Annotated in this window: 22 protein-coding genes; 9 read left to right on the forward strand and 13 right to left on the reverse strand. The window is 32.4% G+C overall.

What is annotated here, in order from left to right; genetic code table 11:
• Nucleotides 1-107 precede the first annotated feature (107 nt).
• Nucleotides 108-995, forward strand: coding sequence for a DMT family transporter (locus MKO96_RS03005; RefSeq protein WP_240586618.1), 888 nt, complete (start codon nt 108-110; stop codon nt 993-995).
• A gap of 38 nt (nt 996-1,033) precedes the next feature.
• Here the strand turns inward: MKO96_RS03005 and MKO96_RS03010 are convergent, their stop codons facing one another.
• The 3 genes from MKO96_RS03010 to catA all read right to left on the reverse strand — a co-directional run bounded on the left by MKO96_RS03010 (nt 1,034) and on the right by catA (nt 3,497).
• Nucleotides 1,034-1,546 carry a GNAT family N-acetyltransferase gene (locus MKO96_RS03010; RefSeq protein ID WP_048563037.1) on the reverse strand — a complete coding sequence of 171 codons (513 nt, stop codon included), beginning with the start codon at nt 1,544-1,546 and terminating at the stop codon, nt 1,034-1,036.
• A gap of 152 nt (nt 1,547-1,698) precedes the next feature.
• Nucleotides 1,699-2,625, reverse strand: coding sequence for a GNAT family N-acetyltransferase (locus tag MKO96_RS03015; RefSeq protein WP_240586619.1), 927 nt, complete (start codon nt 2,623-2,625; stop codon nt 1,699-1,701).
• A 221-nt stretch (nt 2,626-2,846) separates the two neighbouring features.
• Complete coding sequence (gene catA, locus MKO96_RS03020) at nt 2,847-3,497, reverse strand: type A chloramphenicol O-acetyltransferase (protein ID WP_240586620.1); 651 nt, start codon at nt 3,495-3,497, stop codon at nt 2,847-2,849.
• 181 nt (nt 3,498-3,678) lie between these two features.
• Between catA and MKO96_RS03025 the strand changes: the two genes are divergently transcribed.
• Nucleotides 3,679-3,861 carry a DUF4021 domain-containing protein gene (locus tag MKO96_RS03025; protein WP_240586621.1) on the forward strand — a complete coding sequence of 61 codons (183 nt, stop codon included), beginning with the start codon at nt 3,679-3,681 and terminating at the stop codon, nt 3,859-3,861.
• 47 nt (nt 3,862-3,908) lie between these two features.
• Here the strand turns inward: MKO96_RS03025 and MKO96_RS03030 are convergent, their stop codons facing one another.
• Nucleotides 3,909-6,140 (reverse strand): MMPL family transporter, encoded by a 2,232-nt coding sequence (locus MKO96_RS03030; RefSeq protein WP_240586622.1) that lies wholly within the window; start codon nt 6,138-6,140, stop codon nt 3,909-3,911.
• Nucleotides 6,141-6,261: 121 nt separating this feature from the next.
• On the opposite strand from MKO96_RS03030, the gene MKO96_RS03035 reads away from it, so the two are divergent.
• Complete coding sequence (locus MKO96_RS03035) at nt 6,262-6,879, forward strand: TetR/AcrR family transcriptional regulator (protein ID WP_240586623.1); 618 nt, start codon at nt 6,262-6,264, stop codon at nt 6,877-6,879.
• A gap of 127 nt (nt 6,880-7,006) precedes the next feature.
• Here the strand turns inward: MKO96_RS03035 and MKO96_RS03040 are convergent, their stop codons facing one another.
• On the reverse strand, nt 7,007-7,660 hold the full coding sequence (locus MKO96_RS03040) for an MBL fold metallo-hydrolase (protein ID WP_240586624.1): 654 nt from the start codon (nt 7,658-7,660) through the stop codon (nt 7,007-7,009).
• 66 nt (nt 7,661-7,726) lie between these two features.
• Complete coding sequence (locus MKO96_RS03045; RefSeq protein ID WP_240586625.1) at nt 7,727-8,134, reverse strand: GNAT family N-acetyltransferase; 408 nt, start codon at nt 8,132-8,134, stop codon at nt 7,727-7,729.
• Nucleotides 8,135-8,658: 524 nt separating this feature from the next.
• Here MKO96_RS03045 and MKO96_RS03050 point away from each other — a divergent pair.
• Nucleotides 8,659-9,099, forward strand: a complete 441-nt coding sequence (locus MKO96_RS03050; protein WP_240586626.1) for a MarR family winged helix-turn-helix transcriptional regulator — start codon at nt 8,659-8,661, stop codon at nt 9,097-9,099.
• Between the two features lie 37 nt (nt 9,100-9,136).
• Complete coding sequence (locus MKO96_RS03055) at nt 9,137-9,961, forward strand: class I SAM-dependent methyltransferase (protein ID WP_240586627.1); 825 nt, start codon at nt 9,137-9,139, stop codon at nt 9,959-9,961.
• A gap of 117 nt (nt 9,962-10,078) precedes the next feature.
• Here MKO96_RS03055 and MKO96_RS03060 read toward each other — a convergent pair whose 3' ends face one another.
• From MKO96_RS03060 to MKO96_RS03075, 4 genes are all read right to left on the reverse strand, one after another.
• Nucleotides 10,079-10,549 (reverse strand): DMT family transporter, encoded by a 471-nt coding sequence (locus tag MKO96_RS03060; protein WP_240586628.1) that lies wholly within the window; start codon nt 10,547-10,549, stop codon nt 10,079-10,081.
• A gap of 19 nt (nt 10,550-10,568) precedes the next feature.
• Nucleotides 10,569-11,261 carry a Crp/Fnr family transcriptional regulator gene (locus tag MKO96_RS03065; protein WP_240586629.1) on the reverse strand — a complete coding sequence of 231 codons (693 nt, stop codon included), beginning with the start codon at nt 11,259-11,261 and terminating at the stop codon, nt 10,569-10,571.
• Between the two features lie 19 nt (nt 11,262-11,280).
• Nucleotides 11,281-11,706 (reverse strand): DMT family transporter, encoded by a 426-nt coding sequence (locus MKO96_RS03070; RefSeq protein WP_076537611.1) that lies wholly within the window; start codon nt 11,704-11,706, stop codon nt 11,281-11,283.
• Nucleotides 11,707-11,887: 181 nt separating this feature from the next.
• Nucleotides 11,888-12,373 carry a DUF2798 domain-containing protein gene (locus MKO96_RS03075; protein WP_240586630.1) on the reverse strand — a complete coding sequence of 162 codons (486 nt, stop codon included), beginning with the start codon at nt 12,371-12,373 and terminating at the stop codon, nt 11,888-11,890.
• Nucleotides 12,374-12,591: 218 nt separating this feature from the next.
• Here MKO96_RS03075 and MKO96_RS03080 point away from each other — a divergent pair, with 218 nt between their 5' ends.
• Complete coding sequence (locus MKO96_RS03080; protein ID WP_240586631.1) at nt 12,592-13,194, forward strand: DUF2441 domain-containing protein; 603 nt, start codon at nt 12,592-12,594, stop codon at nt 13,192-13,194.
• Between the two features lie 33 nt (nt 13,195-13,227).
• Nucleotides 13,228-14,169: a nucleoside hydrolase gene (locus MKO96_RS03085; protein WP_240586632.1), complete on the forward strand. Its 942-nt coding sequence runs from the start codon at nt 13,228-13,230 to the stop codon at nt 14,167-14,169.
• A 150-nt stretch (nt 14,170-14,319) separates the two neighbouring features.
• On the opposite strand, the gene MKO96_RS03090 is transcribed toward MKO96_RS03085, so the two are convergent.
• The 3 genes from MKO96_RS03090 to MKO96_RS03100 form a co-directional block, all read right to left on the reverse strand.
• Nucleotides 14,320-15,186 (reverse strand): MBL fold metallo-hydrolase, encoded by an 867-nt coding sequence (locus tag MKO96_RS03090; RefSeq protein WP_240586633.1) that lies wholly within the window; start codon nt 15,184-15,186, stop codon nt 14,320-14,322.
• Between the two features lie 113 nt (nt 15,187-15,299).
• Nucleotides 15,300-15,929, reverse strand: a complete 630-nt coding sequence (locus tag MKO96_RS03095; RefSeq protein WP_240586634.1) for an immunity protein Imm33 domain-containing protein — start codon at nt 15,927-15,929, stop codon at nt 15,300-15,302.
• Nucleotides 15,930-15,941: 12 nt separating this feature from the next.
• Nucleotides 15,942-16,766 carry a class I SAM-dependent methyltransferase gene (locus tag MKO96_RS03100; protein WP_240586635.1) on the reverse strand — a complete coding sequence of 275 codons (825 nt, stop codon included), beginning with the start codon at nt 16,764-16,766 and terminating at the stop codon, nt 15,942-15,944.
• Nucleotides 16,767-16,901: 135 nt separating this feature from the next.
• Here MKO96_RS03100 and MKO96_RS03105 point away from each other — a divergent pair, with 135 nt between their 5' ends.
• Nucleotides 16,902-17,639, forward strand: a complete 738-nt coding sequence (locus MKO96_RS03105) for a ZIP family metal transporter (protein ID WP_240586636.1) — start codon at nt 16,902-16,904, stop codon at nt 17,637-17,639.
• Between the two features lie 81 nt (nt 17,640-17,720).
• On the forward strand, nt 17,721-19,421 hold the full coding sequence (locus tag MKO96_RS03110; protein WP_087980380.1) for a pyruvate oxidase: 1,701 nt from the start codon (nt 17,721-17,723) through the stop codon (nt 19,419-19,421).
• Nucleotides 19,422-19,440 lie beyond the last annotated feature (19 nt).

A 19,440-nucleotide genomic window follows, 5' to 3' on the forward strand; every position in this document is an offset into this window, starting at 1 on the left:
AAAGGCAAATAATCCTTTCCTATCGTCTCTGGGACTTATATACTTACCCTTGTACATTATATCGTATTTAGTTCATTATAATAAACAACCTATTGGAGGGACAAACTGTGAAATCACCTATTCTTTCATATTGCATCTTATTTTTCGGCGTATTCGCCCTATCAACTTCAGCAATTTTCGTAAAATTGGCAGATGCTCCTGCGGCTATCATTGCTTTTTACCGTTTATTCTTTGCTGTACTAATTCTATTACCGTTATTACTATTTAATAAAAATAATCGAAACGAGCTAAAAACAGTAACAAGAAGACAATGGGGATTCGGATTCATATCCGGGCTATTTTTAGCTGCACATTATGTACTATGGTTTGAATCATTACAATATACTTCTGTAGCGAGTTCTACAGTTATCGTAACGTTACAACCTTTATTTTCAATGATTGGTGGTTACTTTCTATTTAAAGAGAGATTTACGAAAGGAGCGGTTATTGGTTGCCTCATCGCTATTTCAGGAAGTATCGTCATCGGATGGCAAGACTTCCAAATTAGCGGAGAAGCATTATACGGAGATATTTTAGCCTTTATTGCGGCCGGAATTATTACCGCTTACTTTTTCATTAGCCAACATGTTCGTAAAGATTTATCACTTATACTGTATTCGGTAATTAGTTATGGAAGTAGCGCCTGTTTTCTCGGTATATTTGCCTACATGCAGCAAGAATCTTTCATCCATTACTCTACACAAACTTGGTTGTGCTTTATCGGCTTAGCTTTCATTGCTACGATTTTAGGTCAAACAATATTCAATTGGTTATTAAAATGGATGAGTGCTACAGTTATTTCTATGAGCATTTTAGGAGAAACGATTGGAACTTGTATACTAGCGTACTTTATATTAAATGAGACTATTTCTTTACAACAAGGACTAGGCATTACAGTTATTTTTATTGGCTTAGCATTATTTTTAGTGCAACCAAAACTGCCTAACAACAACTAACAAATAAAAAGCATGACAGTATAATGCCATGCTTTTCACTATCCATTATGTATGATTAAACCATCAGGTCTAAAACGACTCATCATAATTTCATTAATAAACTTTCCGTGAGCCTTCAAATTCCCTACTTTTATTCCCTCTTCTACAAATCCAAATTTTTCATATAGCGATTTCGCTTTAGGATTCGTTGCTAAAACACCAAGCTCTACTCGCTCTAACATTAACCAATTATCAGCCAAATCAAGCATTTTTGTAAGAAGTGCTTTCCCAATGCCTTTATTATGATATTCACTATCTACCCCCATAAACAAATCCCCCGAATGAGATCTACGTCCTGGGCTTTGGGTTAATCCAACAAATCCGACAACTTTTCCATCATACTCTGCAACAAATTCAAATTGATTTGGCGCTAAATTACGAATTCTATTTTCCATCGCATCTACACGCATACTAGGTAAGAAAACCATATAAGGTAAAACATCATCTTGTATGCATATACGATGAATTGCTCTAGCATCTTGTATTTCTACCGCTCTTAGTTTAATCTCCATATTTTCTCCCCTCCATATTCATAACAATACATAATCCATTCTAGACCCCTGGTTGAAACCCCTTCCCTTCTATATTTCTTTATGTTATTTTTACACAATTATTTCGGTATAATTTCCAAATTAAGACCAGCATATCTACATAATATTGCGGGTTAACTTTTCACTTTATTATATAACTCAAGCAGATTTTCAATTAGAATACCATTTATTTTCATACCAGTTATATCACAATTTTCTATTTCCATATTTTTTAGATTACTATTACTTATCGTACTACCTTCCAAATCACATCTATTAAATGAAATAGGAAGCTTATCTTCTCCAAGGCTTGTATCTTTAAAATGAACTCCACCTAAAGTCACAAAAGAAAATTTACTACCGGAAAGATTTAAATCTGCATATAAAGAACTTTTTAAATTTATATTTCTAAACTTTGATTGACTTACATTACAATTACTCATATTCATATGCATTATATTACTTCCAACAAAGGAACTGTTTTTTAAATTCACTTGATAATACTCTGTATTTGCTAGATTACAGTTTTCATATTGGCTATTTTTCATATCATTATTTTTAATCAGTTTCTCTTTAGCTGACTCTACAGTTATTCTTTTTACATAACAATACTCATCTTCAGATTTAAAAATTATTTCATAGCCCATTTTTTTATAAAAATGATGATTATTAATTTGTCTACTGGATGTTTCGAGATCCCAAATCCTTATGCTTGGATATTCCTCTTCTATTAATTTAATAACATGTGATCCAATTCCTTTTCCTTGATAAACAGGCTCTACAAAAATACGATCAATTCGGCCATATGACTTACCTGAGATCGTAACTATAATTCCTCCGATTATTTTTCCATCCATTATCACTTTGTAACAATCCAATTCTTCAATCGAATATTTCATCATTTCAACTGAAGAATAACCTGGCGGTTGAATGTTATAGTCAATTACACCACCTTGACCGCATAGCCATCGTTTTGCTTCTTCATCAAATGTTCTTGTCATTATTTCTGTTAACTTTTCAGTATCTAAAATTGTAGCTTTTTCTATACAAATTATCGTCATTTTTGTTTTCCCCTTCATTGTTACAATATAATAAGTTTTATGAACTTTATAGTTATAAAATAAAGAAAATTAAAATTAATCATCTTATTTACTATTAAACTACAAATCAACCTATATTTTCCACAATAACTCAATATTAATGAATAAAGAAGAGAACATGCAATATAAACATGTTCTCTTCTTTTATTTAGTTTTAATTGTATATTATTAAAAATTAGATATTACTTTAGCCACTCGTTGCAACTATTACTTAACTCCTGTAAATCCTCTAGGAATCGACTCGCATGATACCCATCACAAACCGAATGATGGACTTGCAATGAAACTGGTAGTATAATCTTATTCTCTTCATTAAAATATTTCCCACAAGTTATTATCGGTAATAGAAAATCACCATCATTATTAATATTAAGATTAAATCCAGTAAAACTAGCCCAAGGTATACTAGAAATAGGAAAAGCATTTGGCGGAATATTCTCTTTCGTGAAGAGACCATGAACATTAGCATAGCATCTCATATCTTCTTCATAATTTTTATAGAAAATGTAGCAATCACTAGAATAATCCGTCCATATACTTGAAAAAGACTTATCATCTTTATGGAAGATTGTATAACTTGGTGTCATTTCCTCCCAATAACCTAAAACTCCTTCATCATTAAAACATGTTCGAAATTCTTTATGAATATTTACTACTTTAGAAATTAAATATATAAAAACGGGATAAAATTTTATTCCCTTTTGATGTAATTTCTTTAATAACCTCGTGATATCAACATTTACAGTTATACTAAACGTACATTTCAATTTTAAATAATGTTCAAAATACTGCTCTCTATTCCAATTTTCTCTGTCAATTATATGAAACCTCATTTTAATAGCCTCCTAAAATTTTATTTTAGAAGGCTAACTTTCTTGCTTTCACCATACCTGTTCACTCCTAATAGTTAAAGTTTTATTTAATTATATAACATCTACAAAAATTCATTCACATATTTATTGAAATCCAACCACATACTATTAATAAATCAACTGACGTTTGGAGGATTCAAATATGAATGACAAAAATGTAAATAAAAAAGATAATGCTATCGCAAACAATACACCTATTCAAAATAATAATACTGTAAACCTTAATGTAGAAGAACAAGCAATGAATGGCTTATATGGAATGCCAGAAACTGCTATTGAAGATGCTGATCATGCTTTAACTGATGATTTGACTTCAAAAAATTAATAAACTACATAGAAGAAAGCCAAGGAAAATATCCTTGGCTTTCTTAACTATGCATCCACCTTTTGTACTTCTTCACTCTTTCTTGAAAGCTTTCCTGGCCAAAAAGCAAAGCGACCTAAAACTACTGTGATTGCTGGTACAAGTAACGGTCTTACGATAAACGTATCTAGTAATACTCCAATTGCAGTTACAATACCAAATTGAACAAGAACTTGAATTGGAAGTGTACCTAATACCGCAAAAGTTCCTGCTAAAATTAAACCTGCGGATGTAATGACACTACCTGTTTGTATAACGCCATTTTTTACAGCATCCAAATGATTTTGTGTCTTTCTGTTTTTCCATATTTCTGAAACCATAAAGATATTATAATCTTCACCTAAAGCAACTAAAAATACGAATGCGTATAACGGTATCGCACCTTGAATGGCCGGCGCTCCCATACCATAATGAAGTACTAGCCACCCTGCTCCTAGTGCCGAGAAGAACGATAATACAACAGTTACAATTAAATAAATCATCGCAACAATTGATCGTAAGTAAACAAGTAACAATAAAGCTATAATACTAATCATTACTGGAATAATAACTGCTTCATCACGTTCCGTAATTTGCTTTGTATCATATAATGACGCTGTTTCTCCGCCAATCCATAGTTGATCTTCTGCATTACTAATCTCAGCATCTTTTAATACTTTTTCTACACTTTTTTTCAATTTAGGGATTTGATCTAACGCTTCAATTGAGTATGGATTTTCAGCTAAAGAAACCTCATACATTTGTATTTGCTTATTTTCTTTACCCTCTTTTGGGTCTTTCACAGTTTTTACGAAAGAAAACTTCTCTAGTTCTTCTTTAATAGGAAGCTCTTTTCCTTTCGTATCAACAACAACTTTTACTGGTGCTAGTTCCCCAGCTGAAAAATGATCACTAATTAACGTAAACCCTTCGCGGGAAGGCATATCTTTTGGAAATGATTCTAATAAGTCATATGTGTATTGAATACGTGGTACAAATAAAGCCAATCCACCTAAAACAAATACAGTGAGCATAATTATTGTCCACGGTCTTCGTACTACAACATCTCCAAGTTTTTCACTAAAGGCACCTTTTGATTTGTTAACTTTTACGACTTTCTTTTTCTTTCTTACCAATTCCTCATTCATTGAACTTGTTCTCGGTATAAATGGAAAGAATGCAGTTCTACCGAAAATCAATAATAACGCTGGTAAAATTGTTAAAGCAGCAATTCCCATTATGAATACAGCAACACTAAATGGTACTGCGAATCGATGAAAGGCACCGTAATGAGCGAGTAATAATGTTCCTAATCCAAGTACAACAGTTAACGCACTCATTATAATTGCTCCGCCAGAAGCTTTAATTGCAAGTTGCAGCGCCTTATATTTACTTTCTTCTTCTAGCAAGTACTCTCGATATCTTGAAATTAAAAATAAACAATAGTCCGTTCCAGCACCAAACAATAATACTGTCATGATTGATATTGCCTGAGCATCTACTTTAATCCATCCGTGATTAGCTAAAAAACCAAGTGTAGGACTAATAATACCGTATGCAAAGCCAACAACAAGTAAAGGTAAAATTGCTAATATCGGTGAACGGTACAGTAAAATTAATAAGACTAATACTAGTAGTACAGTAGCAACTAACAATTTCACATCTGCTTGACTAAATAAACTAACTGCATCCGTTTGAATACCTACAGGTCCAGATAAGCGAACATGTAAACCAGATTCACTTATTTTTTGTTTAAATGGATCTTCCTCCACCTTACTATTTACTATCTTTCTTAAATCTTCAAGATTTCCTTTTAATATATCTGTTCCGGCAGATTTATTAAAGAATACCGGTGTAACAAATGATGTACCATCTTTTGATGCACTTTTTGATAATACTTGTTCTGGTAATGTATCAAATGGTGGTAACGTTGATTGCTCCTTTAAAGGACTGGCTTTTAACTCTTTATAAACGTCTTGTATGAGTTTATAATCCTGTGACTGTAATCCACCATCTCTATACCATACTACTAATAAAGGATTCCCTGCATTATTCGGAAATTCTTTTTTCATAAGTGCTTCCGCTTGCTGCGACATAGCTGTTTCAGGTAAATTTTTCGGATTCGGTTCTTTCGTACTGTTTACTTGTGGTAACGTAAATGAAAGTAATAATGTAATAAGAATCCAAACCGATAAAGTTATCCACTGTGTATGCTTCCCTGCTACAAGCCTCCCTAACATATGTAACGGGTGCTTTTTCATAAAAACCCACCTTCCTTTTTCCCTCCAATATTAATTATATATACTGGTCGGTTAATTAATCAAGAAAGATTAAAAATTATGTTATAATTATTTCAACAATACATGTCAGGAGCGAATGGATTTGGAACAAAAACAACGTCCTCTCGGAAGGCCTCGTCAAAATAAAAATACAAAATCTACAAAAGAAACCATTTTGGAAGTTGCAACTCGCCTATTTCTTACTCAAAATTATCAAGTCGTTTCCATGGATGAAGTTGCAAAAGTTTGTGGTGTTACGAAAGCAACCGTCTACTATTACTATTCAACAAAAGCAGATTTATTTACCGCTACTATGATTCAAATGATGGTACGTATACGCGAAAATATGTCTCAAATCCTTTCTACAAATAAGACTTTAAAAGAAAGATTATTGGACTTCGCTAAAGTCTACTTACACGCAACGATGGATATTGATATGAAGAATTTTATGAAAGATGCAAAACTATCATTATCTGAAGAACAATTGAAACAATTAAAAAATGCTGAAGACAACATGTATGAAGTATTAGAAAAAGCACTTTATGATGCAATGCAACTTGGAGAAATCCCAAGAGGAAACGCTATTTTTGCGGCTCATGCATTCGTATCTTTATTATCAATTGGGAATTTTAAAGATGAAAATCACAATCCTATTCTTACAAATATAGATGAATTAGCCCAAGAAATCGTTTCTTTTTATTGGAACGGGTTAGGCCGTTAATCTTAAATAGATTTCATTTAATAAAAGAGCATGTTTGAATTTTTTTCAAACATGCTCTTTTATTATTTATTTACTATTAATTAGATTATACTTCAGCACAGTTTAACAAAAAATTCCTCTTCAACTTTTACAAATTTTGAATTTGAATCTTTATATTCTCCTTACTTAATCCCCCATGATAACAAACTACCGATTCAATATCTAGATTTGAATACCTCTTCAAAGACTGCTGTGCTTCCTTAACATTTAAAGTTGTTGGGGCGTGAATTCCTTCTAACTTTCCATTCACACTATACATCGAGTCTCCTGCAATAAGGGTTTTACTTTGTTTCAAATATAAACTAATATGACCAGGGGTGTGCCCTGGAGTATGTAGAATTAATATCCCACCGCAATACGGCAGTTCTTGCCCATCAATCACAGTATCACTCACTTTTCCTTTTGGTGGATTCTTTACTTGTCCATCCTTCAGTAAAGGAAACTCCCCTTCAATATAAGATTTATCTAGCTCGTGCGCATAAACTTTAATATCACTTACACCATTCTCCAATAAATCAGGAAGGCTACCTATATGATCTATATCCTGATGTGTCAAAATCACAACTTTTAGCTTATCAAAAGATATCCCAACTCTCTCCATCTCTATTTGTATATCTTCAAATTGTCCAGGAAAACCAGTATCTATTAACACTGCCATTTCATCATCCCATAAAAGAATTGGGTGAATAATAAATTCTTGAAACTCAAGTTGTAACATTTCTACCCCTTTAGCAATCTCCATATAGTCCGTCTCCTTTATGATGAAGTTTGAAAATATACACAACTACACCGAAAATATAAAGCCACACTATCTTTTAATAGGTTTTGTCATCCCAATAGAGAATGCCTCAAACCCTATAGATTCATAATAAGATTGCAATTTTTCTACACACATAAGTTGGGGAATAACCTTGTTTTGTTCACAGTGCTGGATTAATCTTTCTACTATTTCTTTTCCAATGCCAATGGACTGATACTCTTGCAATACACATATACCACAAATAATGCCTGTTATTACGCCATCTGATATAATACGCCCCATCCCTACTAACTTCTTATCATCAAAAGCATAAATTGCGTACCAACTTTGTTTACACATTTGTTCTAACTCGTTAACCGTTAATTGAAGAGAATTCCATCCTAAAGATTCATATAAGACTAATAATCCATTGAAATCTGTCGGGTGTTCCATTGTGTAATTTATACTATTATTCATGTTAATACTCCTTATTTTCTTGTTTGTATTTCATAAAATCACCCTAATATGAAATTACCTTTAACAAACTTCCATAAGAACAAAATAACTCCTTCTCAACATAAAATAAAAAGAAGTTAACCTCACATCAGTTAACTTCTTTTATATAAATCTATCATTATTTTATCAACCAAAAATCATACAACTGCAGACGATAAGAACAAACAAAACTAATAAACTGTTTGAGAAATAACCCATAGAATACTACCCCTTTATTTCATTATGTAAAAGATTTTAACATAAAATTATTTTCAACATAATAACTGAAAAAGACATTGCACGCATTAGTTATATGTATTTAGTAATATTTTATTTTCGGTCATATCCTCCTACCCTAAAAGCATCTCTCATACTCTTCTATTTCAATTCATATGATTTCTTAAAAAATATAGTAAACATTAATTTACCATAATAGATTAAATCGTTTGATTTATCATTAAAATAGTAATAAAATAATTACTAAATGCATAAAGGAAGCGAAAATGATGTCCCAAAACGAATTATTAAACGAATACATGAATTTGTTATTAAATATGTCAGGTACTTTCAAATTATTATCGGAAAAATCATCTGAATTTACACATTTAGAGCAACATGTAGTGGAATATATCGCACAACAAAAGGTGCCTGTAAATTTAAAAATGATTGCTAGTTATTTAAACATCCCTAAGCAACAATTAAGCGTAACAGTTCGCAATTTAGAACTAAACGGATACATTATAAAAAAACAAGATACGGTAGACAAAAGAGCTGTACTCATTTCTCTGACAGAAAAAGCTAAAAAGGTACATTATGAGAGATGGAAACAAATATATAATAATTTCACTCATAATCTTGAGAAACTAAGTGAAGAAGATCAACGTGATTTAACTTACGGATTGTTTAAAACAAATAAAATGCTCTCAAAAATGTTAAATAACGATTAAAAATACAAATAATTTTTTATTACCCGGAGGATATTTCATGGTTAAAGAAATAGATATACATTCAGTACAAGGTACGATGCTTATTCCGCTATGGGGACGTGCGTATGGCAGTGAGAACAATAAAGATATTTTAGATGATACAGAGGCTATTCGTATTATTAAAGAATGTGATTTTGACTTCTCCTCAATAGCAAATACATTTGGTGAATATGGATGTATCACATACATTACTCGGGCACGAAAAATTGATGATACGATAAAAAAATTCATTATAAAACATCCAAATGCTACTATTGTAAATATAGGTTCTGGACTAGACACTACTTTTTCTAGAATTGATAACGGTACGATACATTGGTATAATCTTGATTTGCCCGATGCTATTTCATTTCGAAAAACATTAATTGAAGATACACCAAGAAACATGAGCATCGCTAAATCATTTTTTGATACTTCTTGGTTTGACGATATAAAATATGATCCAGACGATGGTATTCTTTTTATATCAGCTGGCGTGTTTTATTACTTTAAAGAAGAGGATTTGAAGAAAGTCATAGTCGCTATGTCAAAACGTTTCCCTGGAGGCGAATTATACTTTGACGCTGAATCAAAATTTGCACTGAACCTTTCAAATGTTACAGTAAGAAAATCTGGTAATAATGGCGCTCTAATGTATTTTTATATAAATAATCCAAAAACACTAGAAAAATGGTCTTCAAACATAAAAGTCTTAAGCTGCTCTCCTTTCTTTAAAAATATACCTACAAATAGAGATTGGGATGGTAGTACACGTATTATGATGCGAATTGTAAACTTAATAAAGATGTTGAAGTTTGTTCATTTGCGGTTCAATAGAAAATAGGAAAAGAAGAAGACCTTAAGTTTACAAGGTCTTCTTCTTTTCCTATTTTTCAACTGCGTTAGTTACTGACTTATAATTGTATCGTATAGATGTAAGCTCTTCACAAGAATATATTCACTACTTCATATCCTGATTTATAAGAATAGCTTTCTTACTCGAAAATAAATTTTTAAAAATTCCTATCCCTATAATTAATAGACCTATACCAACTAATTTATTTATTTGTAATGGAATGCTCTCCATTCCAAATAATCCAAATGTATCAATACATAACGCAACTACTAATTGAGTTATGAGACTAATGAGCACCGTATATGCTGGACCTAAGCTCTTTATTGCACCCATTATACAAATAATTAATCCGATACCAAACAACCCACTTACATAAAACAAATAATTTGTAGTGTAAAAATTAACGCTTATACTTTTCTCTGTAATGATATAAAATAGCACTGAACTTACAAGACCGATTCCAAGAACACATGTAGTTGTTAACCACTGCCCTACATTTTCATTCACTTTCGTATTAAAAACAGATTGTAAGCTAATTAATATTCCTGCTAATATAGCTAAACTAAATCCAATCAAAATCTTCCTCTCCCTTTCATTACTCATAAATATTATCTTTAGCAACTTCCTTCATTTTAAAAAAGTCTTTAATTACAATAACTCCATTTCTCTTTTCAATTAATTTTTCTTTATAAAATTTTTGTAACACCCGAATTACGTGCCGATAACTTACTCCTATAAAATCCGCAATACTTGATATCGAAGTTGCATCCAAATCTTTTTTATACATATTCCCGTTACTATCAGTAGAAATAGAAAGTAAATAACTAGCTACACGTACTTCTACCGGATAAAGTAAATTAAGTGCTGTAAAACGAGTCGATATTTTTAATGTGTTTGCAATGTTTTCAAGTAAGAAGTTCATAAATATAGGATCATGTAATAACTTATTTCTAATTACAGCATGAGAAATAGAGATGGCTATAACATCTGAACAAGCTTCAACGACATTATGCACTTTGCTATTTTGTATGAATTCAATATCACCAACAACCGCCAATGGATTGATAAAACGAAGGATCAGTTTCTTCCCCTCTGGTGTAATCGTATAAACTTTTACTTTACCTTTAACAACAAAATATAAACGATCCATTGCGTCATCTATATTACATATAAACTTACCTTTATCAAAATGATTTACTTGAAAATAAGCTGTATCTATCTCTGAAAAAATTTTAAGCATTTTATTAGTTTTCAAATAATGGATAATTAAATCTGATTTATTCTCCATTTTCATTTCCTCCTTTCATTTACATGTTAAATACCACAATACCTATAATCATTACTATTGTTCCCACAATATGATATCTCTCCATCTGTATCTTTTTTATTTGAAATAATCCCTTCATTTCAATTAGAGTTGCTGTTAATAATTGAGCAACCATGAGTGTTCCAGCTGTTAATGTAACTCCCATTGAATGTATTGCTATTGTTTCTGCACAAATAATTAACCCACCAAGTGCACCAGCTACTAAATATATTTTTTTCACATCCTTTAAAGCAGCTACTTTCTCTTCTTTCTTTAACAAAAATACAGTTGTTGCAATAAGGACTCCAATTAAATGCGTTATAATACTCGTTGACCATATACCGATATGTGAACTAAGTTTTGCATTAAATGTACCTTGAAGTGTAATAAATACGCCAGCTAAAATAGCAAATACAACGCCTTTCAAAAAATCATCTCCTAATCTTCTATTTCTAACTTAATTAAAAGCTATAATCCTAAAAAGGCAAAAGGACAAATGTCACATCAGTATGAAAATAGCTACAAATGAACAATAAAAAACACAACTCAAAATATTTGAGATGTGTTTTTTATTATTTTATCTTTATATAACATTTTAATAATTATAACTACGCTATATTAACAGGTTTATTCTTCATAACAAACTTTCCAAATAAAAAACGCATAATTGGCCCCATAATAATTAATTGTAGTGGATACGCCAAAATGAAATTTTTAATGAAAATTGAAAAATACATTGATACAAATGAGTCTCCTTGTAGTCCACCATGTAAATACATCATAGCCATTCCGTAAAAAGACATAAAGAAAACCATTCCGATTACCATAGCTGTCGCCATCGCAACTATAATATTTATTTTCTTCCATTTATCAAACGGTAACATGAATACAATTTTTTTCGCACAAGGTCCAACGATACATATTTCAATTAATAATGCAATAATGAATCCAATTATTAGTTCTAATGCGATCTCCTTAATATGAATTTGTCCCCCTGTTCCATTCATCAATAAATTATAAAACGTCATTACAATAACCATCCCAAGGCACATCATCATACCAAATTGGAGGTTTTCCTTTCTTGTTGTTGGCAATTTTTATCATCCTTTCTCTTTGAGTCTTTGTCATTATATCGATTGTGGAAACCTCTTCGTAAGTGAACATTTTGTGAACAAATTTAAAGCGCTATCATATATTTTCTTTACTTTCTGCTCAAATCCTTACTTTCATTTATAAAGGTTTTATATATCTCAATGTTGAATTATTAAATTTAACTTTGTAATACCTGATAGTTACTACTAGGAGGATAACCATGGATAAACAAGCGTTTTACGCATATCACATCGTAACAAGGAAAAAAATGAATATTGGACAAATCATTCATTTCGATAAAAATCAAACGAATACCCTCTTTCATTTCTTTTTTGAAAGGGAACATTTGAATTCTAACGGTGAAGATCCCATGCAAATTTTAAAAGAACATTATACAAATGAAGAATTACATATAAAGAATGAAAATGCTAAAGTAGTTATGAATTATATGGATCAAACAATTAGAGCCGTTAGAGAAACGATTGTAGAAATGGTAAGACTACAAGAATTCCCTGAATACCCTTCAAGATTATCTTGTTTATATGCTGCAAAGAGCTATGAAGATACTTTAAAATGGAAAGTATTATTTGATTCTTACAATCGAGAAGTTTTGCAGATTGTTAAACTACGAGTAATTGGACATTATTTTGAAGGTGACGGAAATCTTTTACCGAAAGAAGATGGTATTCCTTTCTCTCAAAAAATTGAACAAGCTAGAGAGTATTGGAAAGGAACTGTAAATAATGAACTTCCTGAGTTATTAATCAATGGAAAAATTGAAGTGGTGGAAATCATTGATGATTTTTCCACAATTCATATTTAATTCCTAACTAAATTATATAGGATGGCGATTACAATGACGAAAAAAGTGTACTTCAATCATGATGGTGGTGTAGATGATTTAATTTCACTATTTTTATTACTCCAAATGGATAATGTCAAACTTACAGGTGTTTCAGTTATCCCTGCAGACTGCTATTTGGAACCAGCAATCTCAGCAAGTCGCAAAATTATTGATCGCTTCAGCAAAGAAAATATTGAAGTTGCCGCATCAAATTCCCGTGCGAAAAATCCATTTCCAAAAGACTGGCGGATGCATGCATTTTATGTAGATGCTTTACCAATTTTAAATGAGTCTGGAAAAGTTGTAACACCTATTGCGGCAAAACCTGCACATCATCACTTAATTGAAACCCTACTACAAACTGAAGAGAAAACAAATTTATTATTTACAGGTCCTCTTACGGATTTAGCTCGTGCACTATATGAAGCACCTGTAATCGAGGGGAAAATTGAGCGCCTTGTTTGGATGGGAGGAACATTTCGTACTGCCGGCAATGTACATGAACCAGAACATGATGGAACAGCTGAGTGGAATTCGTTTTGGGACCCTGAAGCAGTAGCTCGTGTGTGGGAGGCAAAAATTGAAATCGACTTAGTGACACTAGAAAGTACAAACCAAGTTCCGTTAACTATTAACATACGTGAACAGTGGGCAAAAGAGCGTAAATATATTGGTGTTGATTTCCTTGGTCAATGCTATGCAATGGTTCCCCCTCTCGTTCATTTCTCAACTAACTCTACTTACTATTTGTGGGATGTATTAACTGCTGCCTTTATCGGAAAATCTGATCTTGCAAAATTACAAACAATTAATAGTATTGTTCATACATATGGACCTAGCCAGGGGCGTACAGTGGAATTTGACGGTGGGCGACCTGTAAATGTCGTTTATGATGTAAACCACAATGGATTTTTTAACTATATAACTGAATTAGCGAAGAAAGCGTCCATTTGAAAACTTATCTATACGAAAATAAATAAAATGGTATCACGTTAGGCAATGAGCCAACAAAAATTTAGAAATTGGTTAAAACTTAATATTTAACTATTGAAAAGAGTATTGAATTAACTTTCAATACTCTTTTTGTGCAATTTCATTTGTATTTTACAGATTATCCATTTCAAAACCATTTACAAAAAACGTTATTGTTTCTAGTTCATCTTCATTTAATTCTCTATCTACGTCTCGTTTATACGCTGTCTTTATGTTTTCTTCATCGGCTTTATGAATTTCTGTATAAGTTCCTACTGTTTTTAGTAAATACATTTCTTGTAAAAACTCATCCCGACTTATAGCTGTCCCATGAGAAAGAATATAGGTTTCAGCATCAAATGACTCCAATTCTTCAATTAATTTAAGCGTTCGTTTCGTCGTATAGTTCCATTTTGAAGAAAAGATATCTGCATATATACAGTCTCCTAAAAATAATATCTTTTCTTCTTTCACGTAAATAACAACTGAATCATGTGCATGATCTCCGCCGACATGTTTTAACACGCATGTCACTTCACCAAGGTCTAATTCAATTTGATTGTGGAACGTTAAGGCCGGGGGAATAATTTTAATATTTCTCGCTTTTTCTTCAAACTCTTTTTTGATGCAATCCGCACAAAATGCAATTTCAGTACCCTCTTTTACACGTGCGTCCAACGCTTCATCTGTCCATTCATAAGATACTAGTGACTGCATTTCTTTTTTCGTTTCAGCATGCGCAATAGTTAATGCATTTTGTAGTACAGGCAATCCAAAAATATGATCCCAGTGCCAATGCGTTAATGCTACGAAATCAGGACTTGGTACATTTTGTTCTTGTAGCATTTCTAGAAATAATTGTGCATGTTCTTCTGAATTCCCTGCATCAATCATTAAAGTTTTTTCTTGTCCAACGACCATTCCTAATATAGGTCTATCTGTTTCAGAAACAGGTGTCATATACCAAAATGAGTTTCCTATTTTTTTAATTTGCTGCATAACAAATCCCTCCATTTACTAATACTCTTTTCAATTATTATTTGTGAAACCTTCATCCAACACATAGCATGGAATACTATACATTGCTTTATTTAAAAACGTAATAACTTCTTCTATCCATTCAAATATGCATTCCAATCATAGTCTTCAATTTTATAGAATCTACCTTCATCATTCCTTTCATATGCGCATAAAGGTGGTTCCTCAAGAAAGTTTAAAATAGAATCATCTATATTCAAAATGACTCCAATTGAAATAATTTGAAAGTTTTTAGGATTATTGATATAGTCATCACTTTCATAGCCACTTAAAATTGACCAACCTGGATCGCCCTCTGCTGTTCGATTATCTCTAAGCATAAAGTTAAATTCTCTTTTTTCAAGTACATCATCACTAACAATTACCTTCGTATCAAAATAAAAATCCCAATCACTTGAAGCTGGATCATCATATTCCGTATCACATATATTTTCGATTCCAAATGAAATTTTATCACCTATTTTTAAATCTAAATGATACGGATCATTGTCCAGTTCCCCTACAAACATCTTCTCATTTCTTTCAGTGATTACTACCCACATTCTTTCACCATGAAACCCATCTTCTTTCTCATTTTTAGATACAAAAATTAGCTTCACCAAATCTCCAACCTTTAATTTCTCCAAAACTTCTGAGCTAGGAAGATAGAATGTATAGGGCGCTTCTTTATTTATTTCATAAACATTATCTAAGTACCAAGTCATCTTTTTCTCTCCTTAAAAGCTTTTTACACTCATATTTTTAAAATAACACAATTTTTTCTTCCGACAAACAACTACCATTGAATAGCAGTCTTCCCCTAACTCATTTCCCTCCCAATCATTATATATATGTAATAATTCAAAACCATTTGCTACTAATAATCTTTCTAACTCTTGCGGATACGTATAGCGAAGATCAATCGTTGTTTTCAGTTCTTCTATTTTCACATCCCCCTCATAAAACCATCTTGTTGTTATGTAGTGCTGTATTTGCTGAATTGAATCATATGTCATTTCAGTATATAAATCACATTTTCTTCCCTTTTCATCACGAATAGTTGTCCAATATTCTTCTGTAGATGGTTGTATTAATTCTTCTTTTGAAGGAAAACGTGTATCGAATATGAATATACCATTATTAGCTAACACATGATGAATAGATGTTAATAACTTATTTTGATCAGTATTCGTAAGAAAATGCTGAAATCCATGGCCAACCATAAATGCTAACGGAATCGTTTCTTCAATATTCAATTGTAAGCAGTCTTGTTGTAACCATTTCACTTTTTTACACTCCATAGATTTTCTCTTCGCTTCAGCAAGCATACCTTCATGTATATCTACACCGATCATTTGATATCCGTTTTCTATAAATGGAATTGTAACCCTTCCTGTACCGCAGGCAATATCTAGAATCCATTCATTTTGTATATTTAGTTTTTGTGCCCATGATAGTAAGAACGGAAAATCGGACAAACTTTTATTTTCTATATCATATCGTTTTGGATTTTCGTATTCAGATAGACTCCATTTTGTTTGCAAACGTATTCCCCATTTCATGTTTCCACTTAAATTTAATATATAAATTATAACGAATTATTAGTTTTTTCTCTATAATCAAAAACAATTACTTGGACTAATCTAACTTTCCTTTTCGTAAGCTAAAAATAAGTGGAAGAATCGGAGTGTGATACGATGGAACGATTATGGATTCCTATGATAGTTACATTTTTTTCATTCGGTGGCTTATTATTAGGCGGTGCTGTTGGCATTGCTACGCGCCAGCTAATTGAAGAAAAAATGCATCGTTTATATGCATTATGTGGCGGAATTTTGCTTGGCCTTTTATCCCTTGAAATTATTCCTGAAACATTTGCAAGCTATGAAATAATCGGCCCTATACTCGGTATAGCTATCGGTATTTTGGTTATGAGTTTATTAGATAACTATTGTCATCATCCAATGATACATAAAAAAGATCAACAAGCGTGGCAAACTTTCCTTTTTCTTTCTTTTGCTATATTTATTCATAATTTGCCGAGTGGCTTTGCATTAGGTACAGCATTTATAAATCATAACGACTCTGCCATTCCTTTTTTACTTGCAATTGTAATTCACCATATTCCTGAAGGCTTAGCATTAATCATCCCCTTCCTCTTTACAAAGCATAAATACATTTCATTTTTATTAACGACTTTATTACTTTCACTTATTCTCGGAACTGGTACTGTTTTTGGCATTTTGATGGAAGGAAAAGCTCTACATTTACAAGGGCTCATTATGGGGAGCGCTATCGGTTCACTTGGCTATGTCACAATTCACGAAATGCTTTGGAAGGCTAAAAAACAGCTCTCCTTCCTTACATTTTTAATGTGGGCAACTAGTGGATTTTTAATAATAACTGTATTTACACTAGTTACTGGTCATCATTAAAGATAATAATATAATCATTTGTATATTTTTCCTTTTTCTCCAAAACATAATAGTATCTACCTATTATAAGGAGGAAAAATTATGTTTGGGAAAACAGCCGGTGAAGCATTAGTTGACCTATTAATTGACTGGGGAGTAGAACACATTTACGGAATGCCTGGAGATTCTATCAATTCTATAATTGAAGCTTTAAGAAAAAAACAAGATAAAATCAAATTCATTCAAGTTCGCCATGAAGAAGCTGGTGCACTAGCAGCAGCTTCCTATGCTAAGTTAACAGGAAAACTCGGCGTTTGTATGGCAATCGCAGGGCCGGGTGCTATTCATTTATTAAATGGTTTATATGATGCTAAACTCGATAAAGCCCCTGTTCTAGCAATTTCAGGTCAAGTTGAAACCGATTTACTCGGGACGGATTTTTTCCAAGAAGTAAACTTAGAAAGATTATTCGATGATGTTGCGGTATATAACCAGCGCATTATGTCAGCAGAACAGCTACCAGCTGTCGTGAATCAAGCGATTCGAATGGCGTATACGAAAAAAGGTGTATCTGTTCTTACAATTCCAGATGATGTTCCGAAATTCGAAGTAAAAAGTGGTGCTCGTGTTACAAATACTTCTTTTACATTACCTGAGTTATTTCCGCAAGAAGAAGATTTACACGCTGCAAAACTCGCAATAAATGAAGCGAAAAAGCCAGTTATTTTAGCTGGAAAAGGTACGAAACATGCGAGAGAATCTTTACTTACTTTCGCAGAACACATTGGTGCTCCAATTGTACTTACATTACCAGCTAAAGGAATTATCCCTGATGATCATCCACTTTGTATCGGTGGATTAGGATTAATTGGAACGAAACCTTCTTATGATGCAATGAAACATGCAGATACTTTAATTATGGTTGGTACTTCTTATCCGTTTACTGGCTTCTTACCCGAAAAAGCAAAAACAATTCATATCGATACTGATCCTGCCCAAATCGGGAAACGTTACGTAACAGATATCGGCTTAGCTGGTGACGCTGATAAAACATTAAAATGGTTAATTGAAAATGTAGAAAAACAGGAGGACCATTCCTTCTTAGAGCATCATCAAGAAATGATGAAAAAGTGGGAAGAAAAATTACACGATCAAGAAGACGATACTTCTACTCCAATTAAGCCACAACGTGTTATGCATGCACTGCAACAAGTAGCTCATGATGATGCAATATTATCAGTCGATGTCGGAAATGTAACAGTATGGACAGCAAGACACTTCCGTATGACAAATCAACAATTTATCATTTCTAGTTGGCTCGCAACACTTGGCTGCGGTTTACCTGGTGCACTTGCTGGAAAAATTGCTTACCCGAATAAACAAGTATTTGCAGTTTGTGGTGACGGTGGTTTTGGAATGACAATGAACGACTTCGTAACAGCTGTTAAATATAAACTGCCGATCGTGGTCGTTGTTTTAAACAATAATAAGATCGCCATGATTAAATTCGAACAAGAAGTTATGGGGAACATCGAATTTGGCACAGACTTAACAAACCCTGATTTTGCAAAATACGCAGAGGCGTGCGGAGGTATTGGATACCGTGTTGAGAATGTAGATGAACTACTTCCAGCTTTCGAAAATGCGATAAAACAAAATAGACCGTGTATTATTGATGTAGTTGTAGATGCAAATGAAGCACCAATGCCAGCAAAAATCACCTTTGGTCAGGCAGCTGGTTATACGAAGCATATGATAAAAGAATTATTTGAAGAAGGTAAGATTGATTTACCACCACTATAAACAAAAAAGACAGCTGAAA

The organism is Bacillus sp. ES1-5 (assembly GCF_022487605.1).
Classification (GTDB): Bacteria; Bacillota; Bacilli; order Bacillales; family Bacillaceae_G; genus Bacillus_A; species Bacillus_A wiedmannii.

Excerpts from the sequence above, each read along its gene's own strand:
- MKO96_RS03040 (WP_240586624.1), bottom strand. The coding sequence starts at position 7,660 with ATGGAGATTGCTAAAGGGGTAGAAATGTTACAACTTGAGTTTCAAGAA.
- MKO96_RS03030 (WP_240586622.1), bottom strand. The coding sequence starts at position 6,140 with ATGAAAAAGCACCCGTTACATATGTTAGGGAGGCTTGTAGCAGGGAAG.
- MKO96_RS03080 (WP_240586631.1), top strand. The coding sequence starts at position 12,592 with ATGGATAAACAAGCGTTTTACGCATATCACATCGTAACAAGGAAAAAA.
- MKO96_RS03095 (WP_240586634.1), bottom strand. The coding sequence starts at position 15,929 with ATGACTTGGTACTTAGATAATGTTTATGAAATAAATAAAGAAGCGCCC.
- MKO96_RS03110 (WP_087980380.1), top strand. The coding sequence starts at position 17,721 with ATGTTTGGGAAAACAGCCGGTGAAGCATTAGTTGACCTATTAATTGAC.
- MKO96_RS03045 (WP_240586625.1), bottom strand. The coding sequence starts at position 8,134 with ATGAATAATAGTATAAATTACACAATGGAACACCCGACAGATTTCAAT.
- MKO96_RS03050 (WP_240586626.1), top strand. The coding sequence starts at position 8,659 with ATGTCCCAAAACGAATTATTAAACGAATACATGAATTTGTTATTAAAT.
- catA (WP_240586620.1), bottom strand. The coding sequence starts at position 3,497 with ATGAGGTTTCATATAATTGACAGAGAAAATTGGAATAGAGAGCAGTAT.
- MKO96_RS03010 (WP_048563037.1), bottom strand. The coding sequence starts at position 1,546 with ATGGAGATTAAACTAAGAGCGGTAGAAATACAAGATGCTAGAGCAATT.
- MKO96_RS03090 (WP_240586633.1), bottom strand. The coding sequence starts at position 15,186 with ATGCAGCAAATTAAAAAAATAGGAAACTCATTTTGGTATATGACACCT.
- MKO96_RS03105 (WP_240586636.1), top strand. The coding sequence starts at position 16,902 with ATGGAACGATTATGGATTCCTATGATAGTTACATTTTTTTCATTCGGT.
- MKO96_RS03055 (WP_240586627.1), top strand. The coding sequence starts at position 9,137 with ATGGTTAAAGAAATAGATATACATTCAGTACAAGGTACGATGCTTATT.
- MKO96_RS03065 (WP_240586629.1), bottom strand. The coding sequence starts at position 11,261 with ATGGAGAATAAATCAGATTTAATTATCCATTATTTGAAAACTAATAAA.
- MKO96_RS03025 (WP_240586621.1), top strand. The coding sequence starts at position 3,679 with ATGAATGACAAAAATGTAAATAAAAAAGATAATGCTATCGCAAACAAT.
- MKO96_RS03015 (WP_240586619.1), bottom strand. The coding sequence starts at position 2,625 with ATGACGATAATTTGTATAGAAAAAGCTACAATTTTAGATACTGAAAAG.
- MKO96_RS03085 (WP_240586632.1), top strand. The coding sequence starts at position 13,228 with ATGACGAAAAAAGTGTACTTCAATCATGATGGTGGTGTAGATGATTTA.
- MKO96_RS03100 (WP_240586635.1), bottom strand. The coding sequence starts at position 16,766 with ATGAAATGGGGAATACGTTTGCAAACAAAATGGAGTCTATCTGAATAC.